This window comes from Paenibacillus sp. FSL R7-0312, assembly GCF_038004445.1.
Lineage (GTDB): Bacteria > Bacillota > Bacilli > Paenibacillales > Paenibacillaceae > Paenibacillus_AQ.
This window is the reverse complement of sequence record NZ_JBBORE010000001.1, coordinates 5722310-5744098: the sequence shown is the minus strand read 5'-3', so window position 1 is coordinate 5744098 and position 21789 is coordinate 5722310. Positions and strand designations below refer to the sequence as shown.

General features: G+C 50.8%; 22 protein-coding genes, 1 tRNA gene and 1 other annotated feature. Of the genes, 19 read left to right on the top strand and 4 right to left on the bottom strand.

The features are described from left to right. Positions 1 to 153: 153 nt before the first annotated feature. Positions 154 to 225 (bottom strand) — tRNA-Val (locus MKX70_RS25315). A gap of 281 nt (positions 226 to 506) precedes the next feature. Between MKX70_RS25315 and MKX70_RS25310 the strand changes: the two genes are divergently transcribed. The 5 genes from MKX70_RS25310 (at position 507) to MKX70_RS25290 (ending at position 4469) form a co-directional block, all read left to right on the top strand. Beyond that, positions 507 to 938 carry an NUDIX hydrolase gene (locus tag MKX70_RS25310; RefSeq protein WP_340787496.1) on the top strand — a complete coding sequence of 144 codons (432 nt, stop codon included), beginning with the start codon at positions 507 to 509 and terminating at the stop codon, positions 936 to 938. A 77-nt stretch (positions 939 to 1015) separates the two neighbouring features. After that, a complete protein-coding gene (locus MKX70_RS25305; RefSeq protein ID WP_042235645.1) occupies positions 1016 to 1498 on the top strand; it encodes an NUDIX hydrolase in 483 nt (160 codons plus the stop codon). A gap of 26 nt (positions 1499 to 1524) precedes the next feature. After that, the gene (locus tag MKX70_RS25300; protein WP_042235647.1) at positions 1525 to 2292 is read left to right on the top strand and encodes a creatininase family protein; all 768 of its coding nucleotides are present in this window, start codon (positions 1525 to 1527) and stop codon (positions 2290 to 2292) included. 249 nt (positions 2293 to 2541) lie between these two features. Further along, positions 2542 to 3366 carry a helix-turn-helix transcriptional regulator gene (locus tag MKX70_RS25295; protein WP_340787491.1) on the top strand — a complete coding sequence of 275 codons (825 nt, stop codon included), beginning with the start codon at positions 2542 to 2544 and terminating at the stop codon, positions 3364 to 3366. 152 nt (positions 3367 to 3518) lie between these two features. After that, positions 3519 to 4469: an aldo/keto reductase gene (locus MKX70_RS25290; RefSeq protein ID WP_340841089.1), complete on the top strand. Its 951-nt coding sequence runs from the start codon at positions 3519 to 3521 to the stop codon at positions 4467 to 4469. A 935-nt stretch (positions 4470 to 5404) separates the two neighbouring features. Here MKX70_RS25290 and metG read toward each other — a convergent pair. Further along, positions 5405 to 7081: a methionine--tRNA ligase gene (gene metG / locus MKX70_RS25285; RefSeq protein ID WP_042235652.1), complete on the bottom strand. Its 1677-nt coding sequence runs from the start codon at positions 7079 to 7081 to the stop codon at positions 5405 to 5407. 115 nt (positions 7082 to 7196) lie between these two features. Then, positions 7197 to 7466 (bottom strand) — a binding site (T-box leader). A 74-nt stretch (positions 7467 to 7540) separates the two neighbouring features. On the opposite strand from metG, the gene MKX70_RS25280 reads away from it, so the two are divergent. The 6 genes from MKX70_RS25280 (at position 7541) to MKX70_RS25255 (ending at position 11012) form a co-directional block, all read left to right on the top strand. Next, positions 7541 to 8626, top strand: coding sequence for a site-2 protease family protein (locus MKX70_RS25280; protein ID WP_042235655.1), 1086 nt, complete (start codon positions 7541 to 7543; stop codon positions 8624 to 8626). A 68-nt stretch (positions 8627 to 8694) separates the two neighbouring features. Next, positions 8695 to 8910: a hypothetical protein gene (locus MKX70_RS25275; protein ID WP_042235658.1), complete on the top strand. Its 216-nt coding sequence runs from the start codon at positions 8695 to 8697 to the stop codon at positions 8908 to 8910. Between the two features lie 122 nt (positions 8911 to 9032). Continuing rightward, on the top strand, positions 9033 to 9476 hold the full coding sequence (locus MKX70_RS25270; protein WP_042235661.1) for a GNAT family N-acetyltransferase: 444 nt from the start codon (positions 9033 to 9035) through the stop codon (positions 9474 to 9476). 92 nt (positions 9477 to 9568) lie between these two features. Then, on the top strand, positions 9569 to 9805 hold the full coding sequence (locus MKX70_RS25265; protein WP_039297904.1) for a DUF3892 domain-containing protein: 237 nt from the start codon (positions 9569 to 9571) through the stop codon (positions 9803 to 9805). A 244-nt stretch (positions 9806 to 10049) separates the two neighbouring features. After that, positions 10050 to 10604 (top strand): hypothetical protein, encoded by a 555-nt coding sequence (locus MKX70_RS25260; protein WP_039297906.1) that lies wholly within the window; start codon positions 10050 to 10052, stop codon positions 10602 to 10604. Between the two features lie 84 nt (positions 10605 to 10688). Continuing rightward, entirely contained in the window at positions 10689 to 11012 is a 324-nt protein-coding gene (locus tag MKX70_RS25255; protein ID WP_019911532.1) for a DUF1292 domain-containing protein, read from the top strand. Between the two features lie 116 nt (positions 11013 to 11128). On the opposite strand, the gene MKX70_RS25250 is transcribed toward MKX70_RS25255, so the two are convergent. Next, complete coding sequence (locus tag MKX70_RS25250) at positions 11129 to 12604, bottom strand: aminotransferase class I/II-fold pyridoxal phosphate-dependent enzyme (protein ID WP_039297911.1); 1476 nt, start codon at positions 12602 to 12604, stop codon at positions 11129 to 11131. 189 nt (positions 12605 to 12793) lie between these two features. Here MKX70_RS25250 and MKX70_RS25245 point away from each other — a divergent pair, with 189 nt between their 5' ends. From MKX70_RS25245 to MKX70_RS25230, 4 genes are all read left to right on the top strand, one after another. Beyond that, positions 12794 to 14083 (top strand): MFS transporter, encoded by a 1290-nt coding sequence (locus MKX70_RS25245; RefSeq protein WP_042235665.1) that lies wholly within the window; start codon positions 12794 to 12796, stop codon positions 14081 to 14083. Between the two features lie 322 nt (positions 14084 to 14405). Continuing rightward, positions 14406 to 15002: a hypothetical protein gene (locus MKX70_RS25240; protein WP_039297913.1), complete on the top strand. Its 597-nt coding sequence runs from the start codon at positions 14406 to 14408 to the stop codon at positions 15000 to 15002. A 266-nt stretch (positions 15003 to 15268) separates the two neighbouring features. Then, positions 15269 to 16681 (top strand): NADP-dependent phosphogluconate dehydrogenase, encoded by a 1413-nt coding sequence (gene gndA / locus MKX70_RS25235; protein WP_039297916.1) that lies wholly within the window; start codon positions 15269 to 15271, stop codon positions 16679 to 16681. Between the two features lie 147 nt (positions 16682 to 16828). Next, a complete protein-coding gene (locus MKX70_RS25230) occupies positions 16829 to 17335 on the top strand; it encodes a shikimate kinase (RefSeq protein WP_042235669.1) in 507 nt (168 codons plus the stop codon). A 31-nt stretch (positions 17336 to 17366) separates the two neighbouring features. Here MKX70_RS25230 and MKX70_RS25225 read toward each other — a convergent pair whose 3' ends face one another. Beyond that, positions 17367 to 17675 (bottom strand): rhodanese-like domain-containing protein, encoded by a 309-nt coding sequence (locus MKX70_RS25225; protein WP_042235672.1) that lies wholly within the window; start codon positions 17673 to 17675, stop codon positions 17367 to 17369. A gap of 117 nt (positions 17676 to 17792) precedes the next feature. Between MKX70_RS25225 and aroA the strand changes: the two genes are divergently transcribed. The 4 genes from aroA (at position 17793) to MKX70_RS25205 (ending at position 21240) form a co-directional block, all read left to right on the top strand. Then, positions 17793 to 19085 carry a 3-phosphoshikimate 1-carboxyvinyltransferase gene (gene aroA, locus MKX70_RS25220; protein WP_042235675.1) on the top strand — a complete coding sequence of 431 codons (1293 nt, stop codon included), beginning with the start codon at positions 17793 to 17795 and terminating at the stop codon, positions 19083 to 19085. Continuing rightward, a complete protein-coding gene (locus MKX70_RS25215; RefSeq protein WP_340841088.1) occupies positions 19073 to 19633 on the top strand; it encodes a GNAT family N-acetyltransferase in 561 nt (186 codons plus the stop codon). The genes aroA and MKX70_RS25215 overlap by 13 nt, the downstream gene beginning before the upstream one ends. Before the next feature lie 168 nt (positions 19634 to 19801). Continuing rightward, positions 19802 to 20236, top strand: a complete 435-nt coding sequence (locus MKX70_RS25210; protein ID WP_340841087.1) for a CoA-binding protein — start codon at positions 19802 to 19804, stop codon at positions 20234 to 20236. 533 nt (positions 20237 to 20769) lie between these two features. Next, complete coding sequence (locus MKX70_RS25205) at positions 20770 to 21240, top strand: hypothetical protein (protein WP_445323677.1); 471 nt, start codon at positions 20770 to 20772, stop codon at positions 21238 to 21240. The last annotated feature ends 549 nt before the right edge of the window (positions 21241 to 21789 follow it).

The window sequence follows — 21789 nt, the reverse complement described above, 5'->3', positions numbered from 1 at the left end:
AGGTGTCTAAGGATGTCTTTCTCAAAGGGTTGGAAAGATAAAAAATAAGTGGTGCCATAATCGGCACCAATTCACAATTTGAGTCATTGAGGCAATAGGCTGACAAAAAGAAAAAACCCTTATAAAATAAGGGTTTTTTCAGGTGATGCAGTATAGGACGGATGGGGTTCGAACCCATGACCCCTACCCTGTCAAGATAGTGCTCTCCCGCTGAGCTACCGTCCTGCAACGAAATTTATAATACCATACGATGTGAGGGAATGGCAAGATTTTTTTATAACGTTGAAATAGCTTAGGGCCAGCCGTGATTTGACAGGTGAGATTAATCCCTTTACTGGCGGCAGATGATAACTTAAGGCTCAGGTCCCGCTGAATGTGAGCGGGGCTTTTTTTGCAGCGAAAAAGTTGAGCGACACGGAAAAGATTATATATTATAATGATGGCGTTGCCTGGGAATATCTCTCAATCATTCCATTATACATAATGAAGCCGAAGGAGTTCTTCTAATGATCGTAACTTTGCATGAATCCGGGTGGCCTGAGCCCGGGATGGGTCTGAAATATGTTGTGATTGTCATGAAGCAGGGGGAGGACTGGGTTCTGGTGCGGCACCGCGAGCGGTCCACATGGGAATTTGCCGGAGGACATATTGAAGCAGGAGAGAGTCCTGATGAAGCTGCCGCCAGGGAACTGTATGAGGAAACAGGCGTTGAGGCGTACAAGTTATACCCTCTAGGCGTATATTCGGTCAGAAGTGAAGAAGTACCTGCGAGCTACGGGATGCTGTACTTTGCAGCTGTAGATAAGTTCGGCCCCCTGCCCCCATATGAAATGGAGGAGATTCGCAGATTCAGAGAAATTCCGGAAGCGGTTACGTATCCCGGGATATATCCCACGCTTATCGCGAGAGTAACTGAATATACCAAGCAGCTGAGCTAGAATGCCAATGAAACCAGATATATTGAGCAATTGTACTTTGGTGCGCAATAATCATACCCTTGAACGGAGCGATTGCCATGTCTATGCCTACTCATATTGTCGCGGTCGGAGGGATTGTAAAGAATGAACTGGGAGAAATTTTGCTGGTCCGAACGTTTAAGGGCGGCTGGGTGTTCCCCGGCGGGCAGGTGGAGGCAGGTGAGAATCTTATGGAAGCGCTAACCCGTGAAATACAGGAGGAAAGTGGCATCCTCACTGTTGTTGACCGGCTGATCGGCGTGTATTCCAATACGGGGATGTACAAAGGGCATGACGGTGTAACCGATGTTCCGACCAAAGTGATGTTGGACTATGTGTGCCGGCCAATCGGCGGGGCATTAGCAACATCGGATGAAACATCGGAGAGCTGCTGGATCAGCCGGGATAAAGTGCTTGAGATGATTACTAGCCCCGCTATCCGCACCCGTTATGAAGCTTATCTGGCGTTTGACGGTACAGTTGCTTATATGGCCTATCAGACCAAGCCTGAATTTATAGTTAGTCTAAGCAGGAAGATATAATGCAGTATCATATAAGGAGATTCTAGATGAACGTAGAATATGGGAAGTTAACTTTTCTGGAGATTAAGCAAAAAGTAGCCGAAGGCTATATGGCTATTATTCCAACCGGCTGCACGGAGCAGCAGGGGCCGCATTCGACGGTGGATTTTGATATCTGGTTGGCCACCGAGCTGTCTATTGAGGCAGCAACTATGGCAAATCTGAGCTACGGTGTGAAGTCGCTGGTAATTCCGACGATTCCGTTTGGTCCTACTCCCGAGCACCGTAATTACGGATATGGCTACATCGACATCCCGCAGAAGGTATATGAGGATGTGATTTATGCGGTTCTGGTTTCACTGGCCGGCCAGGGGTTCAGGCAGCTCGTGATTATGCGCGGCTGCGGTGGACATATGCTGAACCAGGTCGCTGTGAAATTCAATCAGGAGTATGCAGGAAAAGCCATAGTTCATATTCCGCATCATCCGTTCCATGAGGTCTGGTGCACACATGCCGATCCACATATTCCGGGTGGTCATGCCGACAGCTTCACCACATCACTGGGGCTCTACAAACATCCCGAGTGCATCCGTGAGGAGCTGATTGAGAATCCCGACAGCAGTGAACCGGATTGGGATGATCCCGGACTCGACTTCACCAACTACTCGGCAACGGGTGTCATTGGTGATCCAACTCATGCCAGCGAAGAATTAGGACGCAAGCTGTGGAAGGGCTCTGTAGAAGCTATAGCAGCCGAACTGCAGAAAATTGCTGGACAGGCTGCTGAGATTCGTGAGGCTGTAATGGAAACGTAGGCAAGCAGCAGAAAGATAAAAGCGAGATAGTTAAGCCCCATAGCTTCGTCCATGTTAACCGCGACGGCGGCTTGGAGAAGCCAGTGGGGCTATTACTATAGCTGGCGTTGCGAATGCGAAGGTGGTTTGCAGCTTTTTTATGCGAGAGATCATGTTATTGCTTCTCAAGTCCGAGTTCCGTGTAAGTTTGTGAACGGCAGAGAATAAGGTAGAATAGGGACACCAATTGCTGTGAGAAGAGGTTAGTTTATGAGCGATGAGAATTCGAAGTTCAAGCGGCTTGGAGAGTATCTGAAATCTCGCCGGAACCGGCTGCAGCCTGAAGCTGCTGGGCTTAAGGAAACTAACAGCCAGCGCAGAACACCCGGACTACGGCGGGAGGAAGTGGCGATTCTGGCTGGTGTCAGCAGCACCTATTACACGTGGCTGGAGCAAGGCAGAGAAGTTACCGCTTCCAGAGAGATTATGGAGAGTCTCAGCCAGGCCCTGCGCTTGACCCCTGATGAGCGGATGCATCTGTTCGAGCTGTGGAAACCAGGTATGCCGGATACAGTTCCTTCTATTAATACGGTGAGTCCCGATCTGAATCCGCAGTGGCGGGATATTATCAGCCAGCTGTCTTATCCGTCTTTTATTACGAATGAGCGGTCCGAGGTTCTGGCCTGGAATGATAAGGCGGGTGAAGTCCTTAGTGATTTCGGGAAGCAGCCCGCTTCCGAGCGTATTATGCTCCGTCTATTGTTTCTCGATCAGGGGCTGCGCCGCCGGATGCTGAATTGGGAGGAGTTCGCGCTCTACTCAGTAGCTGTGTTCAGAACCTATTATGACATGCATCTGCACGACCCCTGGTACAAAGACATGGTAGTGAAGCTTTGTGAGGACAGTATGGATTTCGCTGACATGTGGAAACTGCACAACATTCAAGGCAAAAAAGTAAATCGTGTAGTCATACAAAGTCTCGGCACGAATCAGTCTGTGACTTATGACATCAACTCTGTGGCAAGTCTGGCCGACCACCCGTGTCTGCATATCTGTATTTATACACCTGTGGCAGAGAGCCTAGAATCGAATTAAGTCATTTGAACGGCCGGTCTGCTGCTATTTCTGTGCTGTTCCCTGGTAATGATCTTACTAGCATAAACGTACTGTGGCTGCTCCATGGCAGGAAGGCTACAATAGGGACATATCCGAAGAATCTTTCACCGGGAAAAGAGGGAGACAACCGAATGCAGACAAGAACACTGGGAAACGAAGGACTGACAGTATCGGCTCTGGGACTAGGAACGATGATGATGCCGGACAATGAAGAGTCGGTAAAAGTGATCCATGGGGCACTCGACCTAGGAGTAACCCTGATGGACACAGCGGATATCTATGGAGATTTCGCGCTTCAGCGTTTTGGCAGCAATGAGAGGCTCGTGGGTCGCGCGCTTAAAGGCAGACGGGATAAAGCGGTCGTTGCGACCAAATTTGGCATTACGCATACTCAGGGCCCCAAGGGTGATCCGGCTTATATCAAAAAATCCATAGATGCCAGCTTATATCATCTGGGTATGGATTATATTGATCTGTATTATCAGCATCGTCCTGATCCGAACACACCTATCGAGGAGACTATAGGCACGCTGGCTGAACTGGTCAAGGAAGGAAAGATCCGCTACATTGGCTTATCGGAAGCTTCACCTGAGCTGATACGCCGGGCACATGCGGTACATCCCATCACGGCACTGCAGACAGAATATTCGCTCTGGAGCCGGGAGGTAGAGGATGAAATACTGCCGCTGGTCAAAGAGCTGGGCATTGGATTCGTGCCTTACAGTCCGCTGGGCCGCGGATTTTTGACCGGTCAGATTAAAAGCTTTGACGACCTGCCGCTGGACGATTACCGCCGTCACTACCCGCGGTTCCAGGGAGAGAATTTCGCCAGAAATCTCGAAGTGGTCTCTCTGATCGTGCAGATGGCAGCCGAGAAGGACTGCGCTCCTTCGCAGCTTGCGTTGGCCTGGCTGCTTGCGCAGGGGGATCAACTTGTGCCAATCCCGGGAACCAAGCGGCTGGAGCGGCTCCAAGAGAATCTCGGCGCGTTGCAGGTGGTGTTGTCAGCGGATGATCTGGCCCGGATCGAGCGGATCTCCCCGCAGGGTGTTGCAGCCGGAGGGCGCTTTCCCGGCCATTAAAGGCAGAAGGTTTGAGAACTGCAGCAGCATCGGTTATGCATCGAAATCCAAAAGCGTTCTTATCTGCACCGCTTGTTTTTGTGAGCGGTAAGATAAGGCCGCTTTTTTTAAGTTGCGCCGGCATACCGCCAATGTTCGGATTCTTGCGAAAACGAAAACGAAAACGAAAACGAAAACGAAAACGGAAACAAGTAACAAGTAACAGGTAGCAGGTTAAAGGTAGGAGGTAGCAGGTAATAAGTAGTAGGTAGCAGGTGACGAGTAGTAGGTAGCAGGTGACGAGTGACAGGCGACAGATGACAGGTGACACGTAACAAGTAACAGATGACAGGTGTACTGGAGCAAGTGTTCATCGCAATGTTAAGCGGACTGAGAGGACCCTATTTCCCGGAAAAGGCGCTTTTTGGGGCTGAATCGGACTGAGATTCCGTTATTTTGTTCATCCGGCCCCAAAGTGAGGGGCCGCCGGGCATATAAGAGATTCTGAGTCCGATTGACCGGCGTATCTGCCTGATTTGCAGGAATAACGGAATCTCAGTCCGCCTCTTCAGCCAGTTGACGAGGGCAGATGAAGTTCCCGTTCATACCTCGTCAAAATGGGGAAACTCCGCATGATCATGCAAGATCCCGCGAGTTCCCGCCAAGTTCCCGCTCATACCTCGTCAAACTGGGGAAACTCTGCCAGTTTCCGCCAACCACAAAGGATGTTTTCGCTGCTATACAGCAGCCATTCTCCTATTAGAGACTAATTAGTGCATGTCCCGCGGAGCAGTGCTTAGAGCTCGGCACTGCTAACTCTCGCCGCCACGGCACTGCTAACTCTCGCCGCCACGGAGCTACTAACTCTAGCTGCCACGGAGCTACTAACTCTAGCTGCCACGGAGCTACTAACTCTAGCTGCCACGGAGCTACTAACTCTAGCTGCCACGGAGCTGCTAGCCCTCGCCGCCACGGCGTTGCAAGCTCTTGAGGCGCTCGGTCTCCTCCCCAATCCGCGCGATATCAATCCGTTCGAACAATAATTCCAGCTCCAGCACCGGCTGATGTGCCGGAACGGACACTGGCTGCCATAAAGGCTGTTCTAAGGCAAAGAAATGCCTGATCTTGCCGCAGGAGAATGGAATGAACGGGTTCAACAGATTAGACAGATTAGCGGTGATCTGCACACAGGTATACAGCGTGTTGCCGCAGGCGGCGGGGTCATTCCTAATCTGCAGCCACGGCTGCTGCTGATCGAAATATTTGTTGGCCTGGCGGATATGGGTGAAGACATGCTCCAGCGCTTCTTTGAAGCTGCCCCCCTCAATAAGTCTCCCGGTCTCGCTGTACAGAGTATTAATGCTGCTGGCCCAAACGGCATCCATTGTACCCTCAGGAACCTCGCCATTCCAGAACTTATTCACGAATACCAGACTGCGGTTAACGAAATTACCGAAGGCGCCCAGCAGCTCGCTGTTATGGCTGTAGATGAATTCTCTCCACGAGAAGTCGGCATCCCGTTTCTCAGGACCGTTCGCCGTCAGGAAATACCGGATGGAATCCGGGTCGTAGCGGCTGAGAATATCCGGCACCCAGACGGCCCAGTTACGGCTTGTGGAGAATTTCTCCCCTTCCAGCGTCATGTATTCACAGGAGAAGATGCGGTCCGGCAGATGCAGGTCTCCAGCACCCAGCAGCAGAGCCGGCCAGATCAGGCTGTGAAAAGGCACATTATCCTTGCCATGCACATAATAGGCCGTAATGGGAGGGTACGCGGCGTCTTTGCTCTCAGTGGATTCCAGCCAGAAATCCTCCCAGCGGTTGCCGGTCCCGGCAGCCCACTGCTTGCTGGCGGACAGATAGCCGCTGACCGCTTCGATCCACACATAGATTTTCTTGTCCGTGAAGCCGTCCACCGGAACATCCACCCCCCAGTCCAGATCCCGCGTTGCAGCGCGGTCCTGCAGTCCTTCCTGCAGATATCTGCGGGTTAAACGCACAGCATTGTCTCTCCAGCCTTGCGCAGAATCTACGTATTCTGAAAGTGCGCCCTGGAAGCTGGACAGTGACAAATAATAATGCAGGGTGGAACGCAGCACCGGAGGGGTTCCGCAGATTTTGCAGGTACGCTCCAGCAGGTCAACCGGGTCGAGTATCGTAGAACAGTAATCACATTGGTCACCCCTGGCCTGCTGTCCGCAGACCGGGCAGATTCCCTCTACATAGCGGTCCGGCAAGTAGCGCTGATCCTGCTCACAGTAGCATTGGAGCGTAGACTTCTGGTACAGATGGCCGTTATCCAGCAGCTTAAGGAACAGCTCCTGCACCACACTGTGGTGATGCTCCTGATCGGTCCGGGTGTATAAGTCATAGGTGAATCCAAGCGAACGGAAGCAATCGGCGAACTCCTGATGATATCTGCTGGCGAATTCACCAGGGGATACACCTTCCTGCGCTGCCTGTACAGCAACTGGAGTGCCGTGGCAGTCACTGCCGGAGACATACAGCACAGCGTCGCCTTTGGCACGGTGATAGCGGGCCAGGATATCTCCCGGCAGAATACTCGCAAGCCTGCCCAGGTGCAGGGAGCCATTGGCATACGGCCAAGCCCCTCCGATAAAAATGTTTGTCATGTCATTGTCCTCCTATAAGTTTTGTTGACAGATTTTCCTTGAAACGGCTTCGGACAAAACCCGTTTCGGAAAACATGTTTAGGTTTCTAAGCGCACAAAAAAGACTCTCATCCCCAAAAGGGACGAGAGCCTGCGCTCACGTGTTACCACCCAAATTCATCAATGCCTTGCGGCATCCACCTCTTCAGGTACGTCCGCATAAGCCTGCGGGTATACCCTAGCATGGTAACGGATGCGGGTTCCGGCGCAGCCTACGTCCCGTTTATGCGGGCTTCGATGCGCAGCTCTGAGACCATATTCCCGTGGGTTTTCTTTGCTCCTTTTCAGCGGCTGGAGCTCTCTGTGAAAGAATGGCCAAGGTACTCTTTCTCTTCATAGCTATTGTGGTTATCCTAATTACTGGATATCATATATGCAGGTGATGGCTTATGTCAACACCAGATACAGAAATAAAGGAGAATGAGACTTTTGCCGGAAAACAAGCAGGTAAAGAAAAGCTCAGGCATAATGGGATGGCTTGGTAGCGCGGGAGTACTGCTGCTGCTGAAGGGCAAAACTATTCTGTCTTTGCTCAAGCTGGGGAAGATTGCGGGACCGCTGATTTCGATGATGGTGTCTATCTGGGCCTATGCTCTGATCTCACCATGGCAATTTGCAGTGGGCTTCGTTGCCTTATTATTCGTTCATGAGATCGGCCATGTTATCGCCGCTAAGCGGATCGGGTTGCCGGTGAGCGCACCGCTGTTTGTTCCTTTTATGGGTGCATTAATTACGATGAAGAAACAACCGCTGGATGCCAGAGAGGAAGCCTACGTTGCTTTTGGAGGCCCTATTCTGGGGGGCATTGGCGCGGCCGCCGTCTTCGGAGCAGCTTATTATTATCAGAGCCCGCTACTCTTTTCACTGGCTTATGTCGGATTCTTTCTTAACCTGATCAACCTGCTGCCGATTCATCCGCTGGATGGGGGAAGAATTGCAACTGCGGTTACCCGCTGGTTATGGCTGGTAGGTCTGGTTGGAGGTCTGGCAGTGATCATCTATCTGAAATCTATTCTGTTCAGTATTATCTGGCTGTTATTTGCTTATGACATGTACAAGAAATATATCAGCCGGCGCACGAAGAAGCAGATGCATGCGGTTATGAAAAGCTTCCTGATACCGATTGAGGATTTGCAGGATCAAGGGTATCTGATTCCCGGACCTGAGCACAAAAGAGAACTACCTTTTACCACCTACAGTGATTTGAACCGCCAGCAATATCTTGGTGTCCGCTGGGATAATCTGGACTATTACGGTACAACGACTATGCCTGTACAGTCTATTATCAGTAAAGTCCGGATCGTGCAGCTGGACCAGCTGTATGTGGATGCTAAGCTGCAGCTGAAGATGCAGTGTGAGATCAGCTTTACGGTGTTTGATAATGATAAATATTATGATGTGCCGGCCGCGTCACGCTGGAGATATGGTATTGCTTATTTTGTACTCGCTGGCTTTCTCGGCGGCATGATGTACCTTGTGCATATCGTTGGCAATGTAAATCTGTAAGGATTCGTTTATGAAGCCCCTGATTCGTCAAAGCTGTATAGAGCCAAGAAGAACAGGGGGGTACAACTATGCGCAAGTCATTGGTGTGGAGCGGGGTCATTGGAGTGTGTGTGATGCTGGGGACGGCCGGATGTGCGGCTGGCAGTGAGGCTCCCGGATATACGGGGGTTCATAAGATGACTGGACTGGACGGGAGACTTGATACACCGGATGGTCTTATATCACCGGTTATGCAGGATGTGTACGACCGTTCGATTCCGGAAGAGGTGTATTCCATTCAATAGTCTGCCGGACGCGGCTTATCCGTCCTCCCTATCCCTGGAGCCCTCAGGCTCTATACAGGATATTAATAATTCTGTATAATGGCTCAATGTTGATAGGACCTACAGAGAGGGGTTAGAGGAGAATGGCAGTGGAAATCGTACATGTCACTACAGAGGAGCAGCTCCAGATGGCGCTTGCGATCCGCCATAAGGTATTTGTGGAGGAACAGAAGGTGCCGGCCGAAGAGGAAATTGATGAATACGATGTGATCGGAGACAATGCGCATCATTTCCTGCTTAAGGACAACGGTGAGCCGGCAGCTACAGGAAGACTGATTTATTACAAGGCAGAGATTGCTAAAATGCAGCGGATTGCTGTTCACGAGCAATACCGTTCCAAGGGTTTCGGACGGATCCTGCTGCTCGCTATGGAGGGGCACGCCCGTGAACTCGGCCTGGTAGCCTCAATTCTCGATGCACAGTGTCATGCAGAAGCCTTTTACAGCAAACTGGGCTATGAAGTGATTTCCCCGGAGCCCTTCTATGATGCCGGTATTCTTCACGTGAGAATGCAGAAAACGCTGTAATCAGGCCGGGTACATACTCTTTCGATTCTATGGACAAGCTATCTGGGAGCCAGATTGTTGGCTAATCCTAGGCGCGAAGGAGAAGATCCTAAGTGATGAACAACGAACGTGAACGCTTTATTGCAGCCCAAAGAAACGGTGATGGTGATCTGACCAAGTTCCAGACCTCTTCCGGCCGTGTGCTGGATTACCAGCAGGCACTTCAGGAGGTTCAGTCCGGGAGTATTGCCGGAGTCAACGCATTCAAAGGAAAAGATGGAGAAATGTATATTCGCGGCGATGCAGATGGAGATCCTACCAACAATCTGGATCAGCTTCCGCAATTTTAACTAGGTATAGATATTAGGATGAAACGGCCGGACAAGCGTCTATTCGATGCTAATGTCCGGCTTTTTTGTGTTGCGGGGAGGGGATGTCTCCCAGATATTTCTTATATTGCACGCCGAAACCGGTTTTATAATCGTGCGTTTTTCTTTTCTACTGCAAAAAGAAATAATTCCCTGAATTCTGCGCAACTTGTCGAATGGTTGGTAGTATACATTAACAGCATGAATTATTTGGAGGGGCTTTACAATGAGATGGAGAAAAATTGCTCTATGCGTGGTTGTGTTTTCCATGATGGGAAGCTCATATTTGTTCGCTGACGCTGTAAACCAGAAAATCAAAGTGTGGAGCAATGGAAAGGAAATAGCCGATGGCGGCTATTTGATTGACGGCAAGGCCTATATCCCTGCGAGAGAAGCGGGAGGTGTCGTCAGCTGGGACGGTTCAGGTAAAGTGACGATTCTCAAGCCTAATGTGCATATTGTGCTGTTCAAGGGCGATACGGTATTCGGCAATGTAAACACAGGCAAACTGAAGATGAAGATCCTTACCCAGGTTGACAGCCTGAAGGACAGCGTCTCAGCTGTGAAGGTGGCAATCACCGATCCGTCAGGGAATGTGAAGGATATTCTGGAGGATGCCGGCGGCTCGAAGAATGAGGACTTCTGGTTCTCCACCCCGGAATTCACCTATGATTTCAAAGAATCCGGTAAATACAGTGTAGGGTTCTTCATCAAGTCATCCAAGAGCGGAGATTACGTTCTTGTGTCAGAAAAGGTGGTTACGGCTTCGGCCAAGAATTAACCGCGGTCTGCAAATTGACCTGAACTTATCTTACGTGTTACGATACCAAATGTAGGATAATTCAATTTAAAGTGAGGTATTTCAATGAGCGATCACAAACATGAGCATGGCCATGAACATGGTGAAGCATGCGGTTGCGGACATGATCACGACCATGAGCACGAGGAGTTTGTGCTGACCTTGACGAACGAGCAGGGCGAAGATGTAGAGATGGTGCTGGTAGAAACGTTTGACGTAGGCGAGAAGTTATACGCACTGCTGCTCGAGCGCGAAAACCCTGAAGCAGACGGCATCATTCTGCGTATGGAAGAAGAAGACGAAGAAATGGTACTCTACAACATTGAAGATGAAGCTGAATGGAAAGCTGTTGAAGAAGCTTACAACGAGCTGCTGGCCCAGCAAGAATAGATTTCAGTGAATCAAGTACTTAGGCTTGCTGTCTTGGACAAGACAGCACCGCCTAATACAAAACCCCGATACTGTAATAGTATCGGGGTTTTGTATTGCTGCAGGGCCTGAGCCGATTAAGAAATAGGCTCAGCCTCAACAATTACTTTGATGTTGGTGATGCTGCGGTCCTCAGGGCCTTTGACCGGCAGGCCGATTTCCACATGGTCGATGATATAGTCAATGTTATCTTGGGTAATAACTTCACCAGGGAGAAGAATCGGGATGCCCGGCGGATAAACATAGATAAATTCTGCAATAATGTAGCCTGCAGACTCCCGGAAGGGAACCAGCTGTGTATCGGCGTAGAAGGCATCTCGGGGAATCAGGGCCAGCTGAGGGATATTCGGCACCTGTACCTTCATCTCATAGATCTCACCTTTGCTGTAATGAATCGCTGAGAGCACGCGCAGCGCGGCTAATAACTTATCTACCGATTCCTGGGTATCTCCAGGGGTAATCAGGCAAAGAATATTATACATGTCGCTGAGTTCTACTTCGATGTTATACTTCTGGCGCAGCCAGTTCTCGGTTTCGTATCCGGTAATGCCCAGATGGCGGACGTGAATGTTAAGCTTGGTCGGATCGAGATTGAAGGTAGCCTCTGTACCGAGAATTTCTTTGCCGAAGCTGTACAAGCCTTCAATGCTGTTAATGGCATCCCGGGCGTAGTTGGATAAGGCAATGGTTCTGGATGCCATCTCATGGCCGTTTAGCGCCAGATTACGTCTGGAGGTATCCAGAGAAGCAAGCAGAATATATGAAGTTGAAGTTGTGGTCAGCATGCTGAGAATGGTTTGTACCCGCTGAGGGTTAACAAGACCTGTCTTGGCATTGAGATTGAGTACCGAGCTCTGCGTCATGGAGCCACCCAGTTTATGCACGCTGGTTGCTGCCATATCCGCACCGGCCTGCATGGCCGATACCGGTAATTCCTCATGAAAATGAATCAATACTCCATGTGCCTCGTCCACAAGTACGGGAACCCCGTAACTGTGGGCCAGGTCGACAATCGAACGCAGGTCGGCGCACACGCCAAAATACGTCGGATTGATAACGAGGACACCTTTGGCATCCGGATGGCGCCTCAAAGCCCGTTCGAGCGAGCTTGTGGTTATGCCGTGGTCTATCCCAAGATTCTCATCCTGTACAGGAGAGACGAAAATAGGCTTGGCTCCGGAGAAAATAATGGCCGACATCACTGATTTGTGAATATTGCGCGGCACAATAATTTTATCTCCTTCTGAGCAGACAGAGAGGATCATAGTCATGATGGCATTGCTCGTGCCTTGTACACTGAAATACGTGTAATCGGCGCCGAAGGCCTCTGCAGCCAGCTTCTGAGCTTCAAGAATAACCCCGGTGGGCTGATGAAGATCATCAAGCGGTGCAATATTGATCAAATCTATGGATAGAGCGTTATCGCCGATAAACTCACGGAATTCGGCATCGGTCCCTAGCCCCTTCTTATGTCCCGGAATATGAAATTGAACTGGGTTTCCGGCGGCATGCTTTTTGAGAGCTGTGAAGAGGGGAGTTACATGTTGATCCATTTAATGCTGTCACAACCTTTCGCGAAGAGTCGATTTTTCAAAATATAAGGAAGTACTAGTTTATGCTATACTTGATCCTTATATTTCTCGTTGAAACGGATACCGCCCCTTAGAGGACTGACTAGCCATTTCTGCTTGAGCAAGCATCAGTATAACAAATCAATCACCATAATACTAGGATGTGATGAAATGTCTGGCAAAGTAGCGCAGCGTATGCATATCAATTTGGCCTCACCGTTCATTGTGGAGATGTGGGTTATTATTTTTCTGGTCGAATTCGTCAAAGGATCGCTGCTGGTAGCCTTGCTGCCAGTCTACATGGAGAATATTCTGGGCCTGTCGGTGACGGTGGTCGGCTTCGCCTTTGCCCTGCAGTATCTAGGGGATAATCTGTTCCGCAGCCCGTTCGGCTGGGTGATGGAGCGGATAGGCTACCGCTGGACGATGACAGGTGCGCTGCTGCTGATTCTGGTGGCTGTCGGAATGATCATCTATGCTAAAGATGCAACCACATTGTCCATTGCCTGTCTAGTCCTGGGCATCGGGACCTCGCCGCTATGGCCGTGTACCATGACCGGTATAACCGAACTTGCTGGTTCTACGGAAAGCGGCAGCAGCGGGGCGGCGATGGGCGCTGTGGAGATGGCGTCGCTGGCCGGTACCGGGATCGGTCCGATCATCGTCAATTTCATGATGGACCATGGCGGTCAGAGCTACCGTACGGTCTTTCTGGTGCTGATGGGCTTCGCCGCTGCTGTAGTGGCTGTAGCGCTGCTGCTGCCTTCTAGAATTGGCGGCCATGCGCCTCATGTCGTCCGTGAGATGAATCCCGAAGGGGCCGCAGTGCCGCACACGCCGCTGCGGCCGCTGCAGAGCCTGAAGCGGACCTGGCATCAGGTCAGAACTTCGCTGAAGGTAAGCCGGCTACTCTTCCCGGCGCTGTTCCTGCAGGCTTTTGCCATCGGACTCATGACCCCGGTGGTCACTTTGTTCGCCCGCTCCGAGCTGCATGTGACGCCTAACCAGTTCAGCCTGCTGCTGATTGCCGGCGGAGGCATCACGGTGCTGGCGCTGATTCCGGCGGGCAAGCTGGTTGATAAGATCGGGACATCGGTCTTCCTCAACATCGGCTTCCTGCTGGCAGCCTGTTCCCTGGCATTCTTCTCGCAGGTCCGCTGGCTGCCGCTCGCATTCGTTGCCGTGGCGCTGGTCGGAATAAGCTATGCGCTTATTCTGCCGGCATGGAATGCCTTCCTGGCCAAGCAGGTGCCCAAGGGAGAGCGGGGGACGGTCTGGGGCCTGTTCCTGACGCTGCAGGGCTCAGGAATGGTCGCAGGTCCCGTGTTGTCCGGCAAGCTGTGGGATTCCGTCAGCCATAGTGCGCCTTTTCTGGCCAGTGCAGGTGTAATGGTCCTGCTCTTCGGCCTGCATCTGCTGATTGTCCACCGGACGAAGCTGAAGCAAGGAAGCGCGCATTAAGTGCTGTTTTTCCTACAACAGCCGGTAATTGCAAAAGCCGCAGACAGACCGGTAAATCCGGCTGCCTGCGGCTTTTATATAGTTTATTTTGCCAATAGATCGGGGAATGACGTCAAAAGTAGGGTCTGGCGTTTGGAAAAGGCGGAAAGCGGGTAAAAATAGTCAATAAACCAAGTTACCGCTACATAAAATGAAGTATAAAATAAGTGTAAGACGAATGCAAAATGATGGTGCGTATGTGGAGGTCCGGCAGTCAGTTCTACTTCTTAAGTTAGGCCATGAAACTGGCTATGCTGTAACCAAGCAGTTAGGGGGGAGTGCCGTGAACAAAAATGACGAAGTGGAGTACTGCAATCTGGAGCTCCGGTTTGACAGACAACATATCCAGGACTTGATTAAGGATCTGATAAAGGAAGGCTATTCCCTTTACTGGAGTGAGAATGAGAATGTTTTTCTTATATCGGTGCGCACCGGACGCAAGCTGGTGAAGCTGCGCTTCCAGCGGATTAAGGATGGCTTCAAGCTGGTGGGAGATTATATGATCCGTGATGCGCGCCTGGCTGAATGGATGGAGAAGCTGATTGGTGATATGCGCGGTCATGCTGTAGTCAAACGTTTCCGCGACCGCCAGATTATTATTGAGAATATTCTATTCGGCGAAGTGATCCGCCTGGTGGAGATTTCCGGATATCAGCAGCGTGTCCTGTACCAGAAAGGTCCGCTGCTATCCGATCAGGAGCTGACGAAGCTGTTCTACTCTATTGAAGGCGAGGAGCGGATCCGTGACCGCCGGCTGGAGGTTGATGAGCAGCTGGACCGGCTGAGTGAAGCCATGCGCAATAAGGATTCTGCAGAGGTGGAGGCTTGCACGGCCAGGCTGAACATTCTAACGAGGGAGCTTGCCGCGCTTGAATGGTGAAATTGAATGAATTATCTTCAGTTCAAGGCATCCCGCTATGGGGTGCCTTGAACTTTGTAATGCAAGTTGCGTGCAGGGGTTCACTTCTGCGCCCAAAACCGTTAAAATAGTCATTGTGAGCAATTTCCCTGATTCTTAGGACTTTGTCAATGAAATTGATCTCTCTTTCGCAGGCAGAACTTTGCTGTCTCTGACAAAGGGTGGTATTCTTATACTGCGAGAAATGGATTTCACAAAAATACAGGGTGCAAAGGGTGGAGAACCAGATGTCAAAACAACAAATCGGCGTCATTGGCTTGGCGGTAATGGGCAAAAATTTGGCTCTTAACATCGAGAGCAAAGGCTTTAGCGTATCCGTGTTTAACCGTTCCCCGGAGAAGACACATGATCTGGTCGCAGAAGCAGCAGGCAAGAACCTGGTAGGTACTTTCTCAGTAGAAGAGTTTGTACAATCTTTGGAAGTGCCGCGCAAAATTCTGATCATGGTTCAGGCGGGTAAAGCAACCGATGCTACCATTGAACAGCTGCTGCCATTCTTGGATCAGGGCGATATCATTATCGATGGCGGTAACGCTTATTTCCCTGACACCGTTCGCCGCAGCAAATATCTTGAGGACAAAGGCTTCCGTTTCGTAGGTACTGGCGTATCCGGCGGAGAAGAAGGCGCACTCAAGGGCCCTTCCATTATGCCTGGCGGTCAGGAAAGCGCGTATAAGCTGGTTGAACCTATTCTTACGGCTATTTCTGCCAAAGTGGACGGAGAGCCTTGCTGTACATATATCGGACCGGACGGTGCCGGACACTATGTAAAAATGGTGCATAACGGCATTGAGTACGGCGACATGCAGCTGATCGGCGAAGCGTATCATTTGCTGAAAGATGTGCTGGGCCTGGATGCCAAGGAACTGCATAACACCTTCGCAGAGTGGAACAGCGGCGAGTTGGACAGCTACCTGATCGAGATTACTAAGGATATCTTCGCGCAGTATGACGAAGAAACCGGCAAACCAATGGTTGATGTCATTCTTGACGCTGCCGGACAAAAGGGTACCGGCAAATGGACAAGCCAAAGCTCGCTGGATCTCGGCGTGCCTCTATCCATGATCACCGAATCCGTATTCTCCCGCTTCCTGTCTGCGATGAAGGAAGAACGTGTTGAAGCCAGCAAAGTGCTGAGCGGTCCCGCTGCTGTAGCCTTCGATGGTGACAAGGCTGAATTCATCGAGAACGTGCGTAAAGCATTGTTCGCCAGCAAAATCGTATCGTATGCACAAGGCTTCGCGCAGCTGCGTGTAGCTTCTGATGAATATGGCTGGGATCTGAAATATGGTGAACTGGCCAAGATCTGGCGCGGAGGCTGTATTATCCGCTCCCGGTTCCTGCAGAACATCACGGATGCCTATGCCAATAATGCAGACCTGAAGAACCTGCTGCTTGATCCGTTCTTCAAGGATGTTATGGATAACTACCAATCCGCATGGCGCAAAGTTATTGCTTCGGCCGTAACCCTGGGTATTCCGGTTCCAGGCTTCTCTAGTGCGCTTGCTTACTATGACAGCTACCGTACAGAACGCCTTCCCGCGAACCTGCTGCAGGCACAACGCGATTATTTCGGCGCCCACACCTTCAAACGCGTGGACAAAGAAGGCGTATTCCACCACAACTGGCTGGCTGAGTAACAGCAACCGCCCAGCTTAGGCTATAGAGAGCCCGAAATGCTTTTCGCTTCCTGCGGAGAGCTTTCGGGCTTTTTTACACCTCTGCTGCATTGTGCAAACTTTTCACCCTGTGTTATGATATGACAAATGTCGCGGTTGGAGGTAGTTATGTACCATAGAAATATCATACTCGTCGGAATGATGGCTACGGGGAAGACCACGGTAGGCGCTATGCTGGCTGAGGAGCTTGGATATGAACTGGTTGATCTGGATGCAGTGATTACGGAGAGTGAAGGCCGGAGTATTGCTGATATTTTTGCCGCGGGCGGCGAAGAGGCTTTCCGGAAGATTGAATCAGCCGTACTGAAGCGGATGCTGCAGGGTGAACGCAGAATTATCTCTACAGGCGGAGGCGCAGTGCTTGCACCCGGTAATGCGGAAGTTATGCTCGAGCAGGGACTTGTTGTGGCACTTACAGCCACTGAGGAAGCGATTATCGCCCGTGTCAGCGGGGATGAGAACCGGCCGCTCCTCGCCGGCAATGCTGCAGAACGGGTCCACGCTATTATGGAGCAGCGCAGGGAAGCTTACCGTTTCGCGCACTGCACGGTCGATACAACGGAGCTGAATGTGGCCGAAGTCTCACAATATATTTTAATGCATTACCGCGCTTGAGCTTTTAAGTGTGTTTGCGTTCGTGATATGACTAGGCTTGTTCGGTTTCATTCCATTCAATCATGCCGCCGCTCAGATTCGAGCCCTTAATGCCGAATTGCTGCAAATATTCGCAGACACGCTGGCTGCGGTTGCCGGAACGGCAAATGAAGATGATCTCGGTATCAGCCGGAAGCTCATCAGTCTGCTGCGGGATCTGGCCCATTGGGATATGCTGCGCACCGGGAATCATGCCGAAGGCAACCTCATCGTCTTCGCGGACATCGATCAGAACAAGCTCTTCGCCTGAAGCGAGCCGCTCACGCAGTTCCTGCGGTGTAATCTGTGGGATTTCATTCATGGTTGTACCCTCTTTTCTGTCCTAATAGAATGTATCAATGATAACACAACTGCGGATTACCCTGTCAAACGGGGCCGTACATACAGAAACTATATTACTTTAAGGAGCGCTTAAATTATGGACGTTATTGTTAGGCCAACGCCGACACTGCAAGGGGAATTCGGAGCTCTGTCATCCAAAAATTACACAACACGCTACCTGCTGGTAGCTGCCCTGTCGGAAGGAGTCAGCACGATTTATCATCCCGCGCACAGCGAGGACAGCGATGCCATCCGCAGATGTATCGCCGATCTCGGTGCTGTACTGACCGAAGATGAGGAGAAGATTGTAGTTCAGGGGTTCGGGCGGCACCCGCGTGATGTCAAGGAGCTGAATGTCGGGAATGCCGGCGCCGTGCTGCGTTTCCTGATGGCGGTTGCCGCGCTGAGCCCGGAGGTCACTTTCGTGAATACGTATCCGGATTCGCTCGGCAAACGCCCGCATGATGACCTGATTCAGGCGCTGAGCCAGCTTGGTGTAGAGGTGGAGCATCATAACGGAAGGCTGCCGATCACTATTCGAGGCGGCAAACCGCAGGGTGGACGGATTACCGTATCCGGTGCCGTTAGCTCACAGTATCTCAGTGCGCTGTTATTTCTTACTCCGCTTCTTGAAGATGACAGCGAGATTATCGTCCTGGATGATCTGAAATCCAAGGTGGTCATCGGACAGACGCTTGAGGTCATGGAGCAGGCCGGTATTACCGTACATGCTGCTGAGGATTATATGTCCTTCAAGGTGCCTGGCCGTCAGGCCTATGCGGCCAAGTCCTATACGGTTCAGGGAGATTATCCGGGATCAGCAGCTGTACTTGCTGCCGCAGCGGTGACCAAATCGGATGTGACGATTCACCGTCTGGCCGAGCGTAGCAAGCAGGGGGAACGGGCGATTGTCGATGTGCTGCGGATGATGGAGGTACCGCTCACGCATGAGAATGGTACCGTGCATGTGCAGGGCAACGGTATTCTTAAGGCGGTGGAATTCGATGGTGATGCCGCTACGGATGCTGTGCTGGCCATGGTGGCAGCGGCAGTGTTTGCCGAAGGGACATCACGCTTCTATAACGTGGAGAACTTACGCTACAAGGAATGTGACCGTATTACCGATTACCTGGCCGAGCTGACCCGTGCCGGTGCGAAGGTGGAAGAGCGCCGTGACGAGATCATTGTCCATGGCACGCCTGAAGGTGTCGAAGGCGGCGTAACCATTAACGCGCATTATGATCACCGCGTAATTATGGCGCTAACAGTAGTGGGCCTCAGAGCCCGTCAGCCGCTGCGGATCAAGGATGCCCATCATGTCGCGAAGTCGTACCCGCAATACTTCGATCACCTGCGTTCGCTGGGCGCGAATGTGGAATGGGTAGAATAACAACCATGACAACGGCAGGTCCATTAAGTATTGTTCCGCTCACTGAGGACGATATTTCGCCGGTATCGGAGCTTTATAAGATTGCAATCACGGATGCTTTTGAAAGAGAAGGATTGGGTCACCTGCAGGGTGACATTCAGCAGGAGGTCGAATCCAAGATACGAATGGCTACTGCTTCCTTGAATCCGCCGAATTCAGATACCTGGTTCTGGGTTGCCCGAATAGGAGGGGGTGTCGCAGGCACCATTTCTTATGCACCCTGCGGAGAGGACATCAGGGTCTGTACCGGGAATCAGCTGGATGCTGTAGGCGAGCTGGGTAGTCTGTACGTTTTGCCTGAATATCAGGGGCAAGGGGTTGGGTCGGCTTTGATCGCGATGCTTATGGTATTTCTTCGGGAGCAGGGTATCACTCAGTTCTGCCTGGACAGCGGCTACAGACGCGCACAAACCAGGTGGCTGCGGAAATTCGGAGAACCCTATGTGATAGTTAAGGATTATTGGGGTCCTGATTCTGTCCATATGGTCTGGCTGTGTACGGTGAGCTGAAATTTCTGCCGCACCAATGCGAACGTGTCTCCCCGGCGCCGGCTTCTTTGCCAGACTGGTAATGAACAAGTTCTGCAGTCGCGTGAGCCGTGTGAATTTGGAACTTGGTAAGCTCCGCTGTATGATGTATTTATAACGAACATCTAACCACAGGAAGGGGAAATACACATGAGCTTTGAGAATCCAAGCAGGGAAGAAATCGGAGATATTCTGGCTGGAGCAGGTAATATTGCCGTAGTCGGCCTATCTGACAAAACGGACCGCACCTCTTATATGGTCGCAGGCGCTATGCAGAGCCGGGGGTACCGGATTATTCCGGTCAATCCGTCGGTAGACGGAGAGGTCCTGGGCGAGAAATGCTATCACACGCTGGCGGAAATTCCTGAGCCGGTGGATATTGTGAATGTATTCCGCCGCAGTGAATACTGCGCAGCTGTAGCGCAGGAAGCCGCAGATATCGGAGCGCGCGTGCTCTGGCTGCAGCAGGGCATCATTAGCCAGGAGGCTGCTGACATCGCCGCTGCACACGATATGATCGCCATCATGGACCGCTGCATCAAGGTGGAAGAAGCGATTACGATGAAGGGCCGGAGCCGGGCCTAGATGATCGAATGTAACCGGATGAAAGAGCTCATGTGGAGCCGGATGGAGCCCGGCTTCTGGTTTCCATCATCCGGAATTCTGGAACGGTACTGAGCCTTAAATCCGCTTGTTTGTAACAGAAACTGTCTTCTTGTCGTGCACGGCAGGGGGAGTATAGAAAGAATAGGCATATGGGTTTAGCATACATGATCAGCTCATCTGTGAAGATCAGTTACTCATGCAGAATATAGATTTTATTGATTGCGATTGCTGTACTTGAAACAGACGAAGAACGTCCTTAACTCCATTTCATGGGGGAAGGGCGTTTTTTTATTTTACAGGAGGTCATTCATATGGACTTTGAACAGGCACATTGCACGTTTATGGAGACGCATACTAATGAACGAGCTGGTGAACGGCGGGGGAGGATGCTGCGTGGACACAACTATGCGGAGAAACTGTTTTTACAGAATGTATGGTGGCCGCTGTTTGAGTAGCTGGAGCAGCTGCATCCGGAATACGAAGTATATGACTGGAACCGCAAGTCGCAATTTTTGGATTTTGCTTTTCTGCCTGCAAGCGGCAGCCGTTTCGGAATCGAATGCGATGGTTTTCAGAGTCATGTTAAAGAGATGGACCGTGAAAAATTCAGCTATGCACTTAACAGGGATACCTTCTTAACAGGAATGGGTTGGAAAAGGCTGCATTTCTCATTCGACGATATCCAGCAGCGTCCGGAGGTATGCCGGATGAAGCCGCAGCTGGCGTTGGCTCCTTATTTAGCCCGGAGTACTGCCGGAGGAGAGAAGCTGTTATCAGCAGAAAAAGAAGTGCTGCGCTTGGCGTGGCAGATTGGCAGGCCGCTGCGGCCGAAGGAGGTTACCGACTTTATCCAGATTAACTTTCGAACTGCCCGGAAGATGTTAAACTCTTTGAGCAATAAGGGGTTGCTCCAGCCCGTTCCTGGCGGAAGAGGAACAAGATCTTATGAATTGAAGCCGATGCATCCTGATCAGAGTTGGTAAAGAGAAGCAGTTAAGCTTAAGCGGCAAGCTCGTTAGGTGGGGGAGATGAGAAATGGAAGTGAAGCTGGGGATAGGGCAAATATATTGGTTGGCTGTTACGGCCTCCACTACTTCTACAACTGCTACTGCGTTGGATTGATTGTATTTTGTACACTAGAATTCATTAAAAAAACACTTTTTTAAGACTCTGTTGCACTTTGTACAGTAGAATAATGAATTTTGATGGATTTTAATCGATTTTTGAGAATTCTATTGTACGAAGTGCAATAGATCGTTAATTTGAATGGATATAGAGTCAATCTATTGTATAAAGTACAATTGCGGCTTAAGAGCGACCAAGATAATGGTTAGGCCTACTATTCAATTACGATTCAACACATTCCCAATACATCCTTGTAAACTTTGCATATGTTTCCATTGCAGTTCTCACCTCTTTTTTGCAGATGTTCTTCGGAATTATGTCCCCGTCTCCATTACTTGTTCCTGAATTCAGACGATACGATTGCCTAAATTCTCACACGTATTCTTTTGACAAAAACTGCTGCAGCG

Bases quoted from the DNA above. Each gene is read 5' to 3' on its own strand.
- MKX70_RS25270 (WP_042235661.1), top strand. From the start codon at position 9,033: ATGGCAGTGGAAATCGTACATGTCACTACAGAGGAGCAGCTCCAGATG.
- gndA (WP_039297916.1), top strand. From the start codon at position 15,269: ATGTCAAAACAACAAATCGGCGTCATTGGCTTGGCGGTAATGGGCAAA.
- MKX70_RS25300 (WP_042235647.1), top strand. From the start codon at position 1,525: ATGAACGTAGAATATGGGAAGTTAACTTTTCTGGAGATTAAGCAAAAA.
- MKX70_RS25305 (WP_042235645.1), top strand. From the start codon at position 1,016: ATGTCTATGCCTACTCATATTGTCGCGGTCGGAGGGATTGTAAAGAAT.
- MKX70_RS25215 (WP_340841088.1), top strand. From the start codon at position 19,073: ATGGGTAGAATAACAACCATGACAACGGCAGGTCCATTAAGTATTGTT.
- MKX70_RS25230 (WP_042235669.1), top strand. From the start codon at position 16,829: ATGTACCATAGAAATATCATACTCGTCGGAATGATGGCTACGGGGAAG.
- MKX70_RS25290 (WP_340841089.1), top strand. From the start codon at position 3,519: ATGCAGACAAGAACACTGGGAAACGAAGGACTGACAGTATCGGCTCTG.
- MKX70_RS25245 (WP_042235665.1), top strand. From the start codon at position 12,794: ATGTCTGGCAAAGTAGCGCAGCGTATGCATATCAATTTGGCCTCACCG.
- MKX70_RS25310 (WP_340787496.1), top strand. From the start codon at position 507: ATGATCGTAACTTTGCATGAATCCGGGTGGCCTGAGCCCGGGATGGGT.
- MKX70_RS25225 (WP_042235672.1), bottom strand. From the start codon at position 17,675: ATGAATGAAATCCCACAGATTACACCGCAGGAACTGCGTGAGCGGCTC.
- MKX70_RS25280 (WP_042235655.1), top strand. From the start codon at position 7,541: ATGAGACTTTTGCCGGAAAACAAGCAGGTAAAGAAAAGCTCAGGCATA.
- metG (WP_042235652.1), bottom strand. From the start codon at position 7,081: ATGACAAACATTTTTATCGGAGGGGCTTGGCCGTATGCCAATGGCTCC.
- MKX70_RS25260 (WP_039297906.1), top strand. From the start codon at position 10,050: ATGAGATGGAGAAAAATTGCTCTATGCGTGGTTGTGTTTTCCATGATG.
- aroA (WP_042235675.1), top strand. From the start codon at position 17,793: ATGGACGTTATTGTTAGGCCAACGCCGACACTGCAAGGGGAATTCGGA.
- MKX70_RS25275 (WP_042235658.1), top strand. From the start codon at position 8,695: ATGCGCAAGTCATTGGTGTGGAGCGGGGTCATTGGAGTGTGTGTGATG.
- MKX70_RS25250 (WP_039297911.1), bottom strand. From the start codon at position 12,604: ATGGATCAACATGTAACTCCCCTCTTCACAGCTCTCAAAAAGCATGCC.
- MKX70_RS25295 (WP_340787491.1), top strand. From the start codon at position 2,542: ATGAGCGATGAGAATTCGAAGTTCAAGCGGCTTGGAGAGTATCTGAAA.
- MKX70_RS25210 (WP_340841087.1), top strand. From the start codon at position 19,802: ATGAGCTTTGAGAATCCAAGCAGGGAAGAAATCGGAGATATTCTGGCT.
- MKX70_RS25255 (WP_019911532.1), top strand. From the start codon at position 10,689: ATGAGCGATCACAAACATGAGCATGGCCATGAACATGGTGAAGCATGC.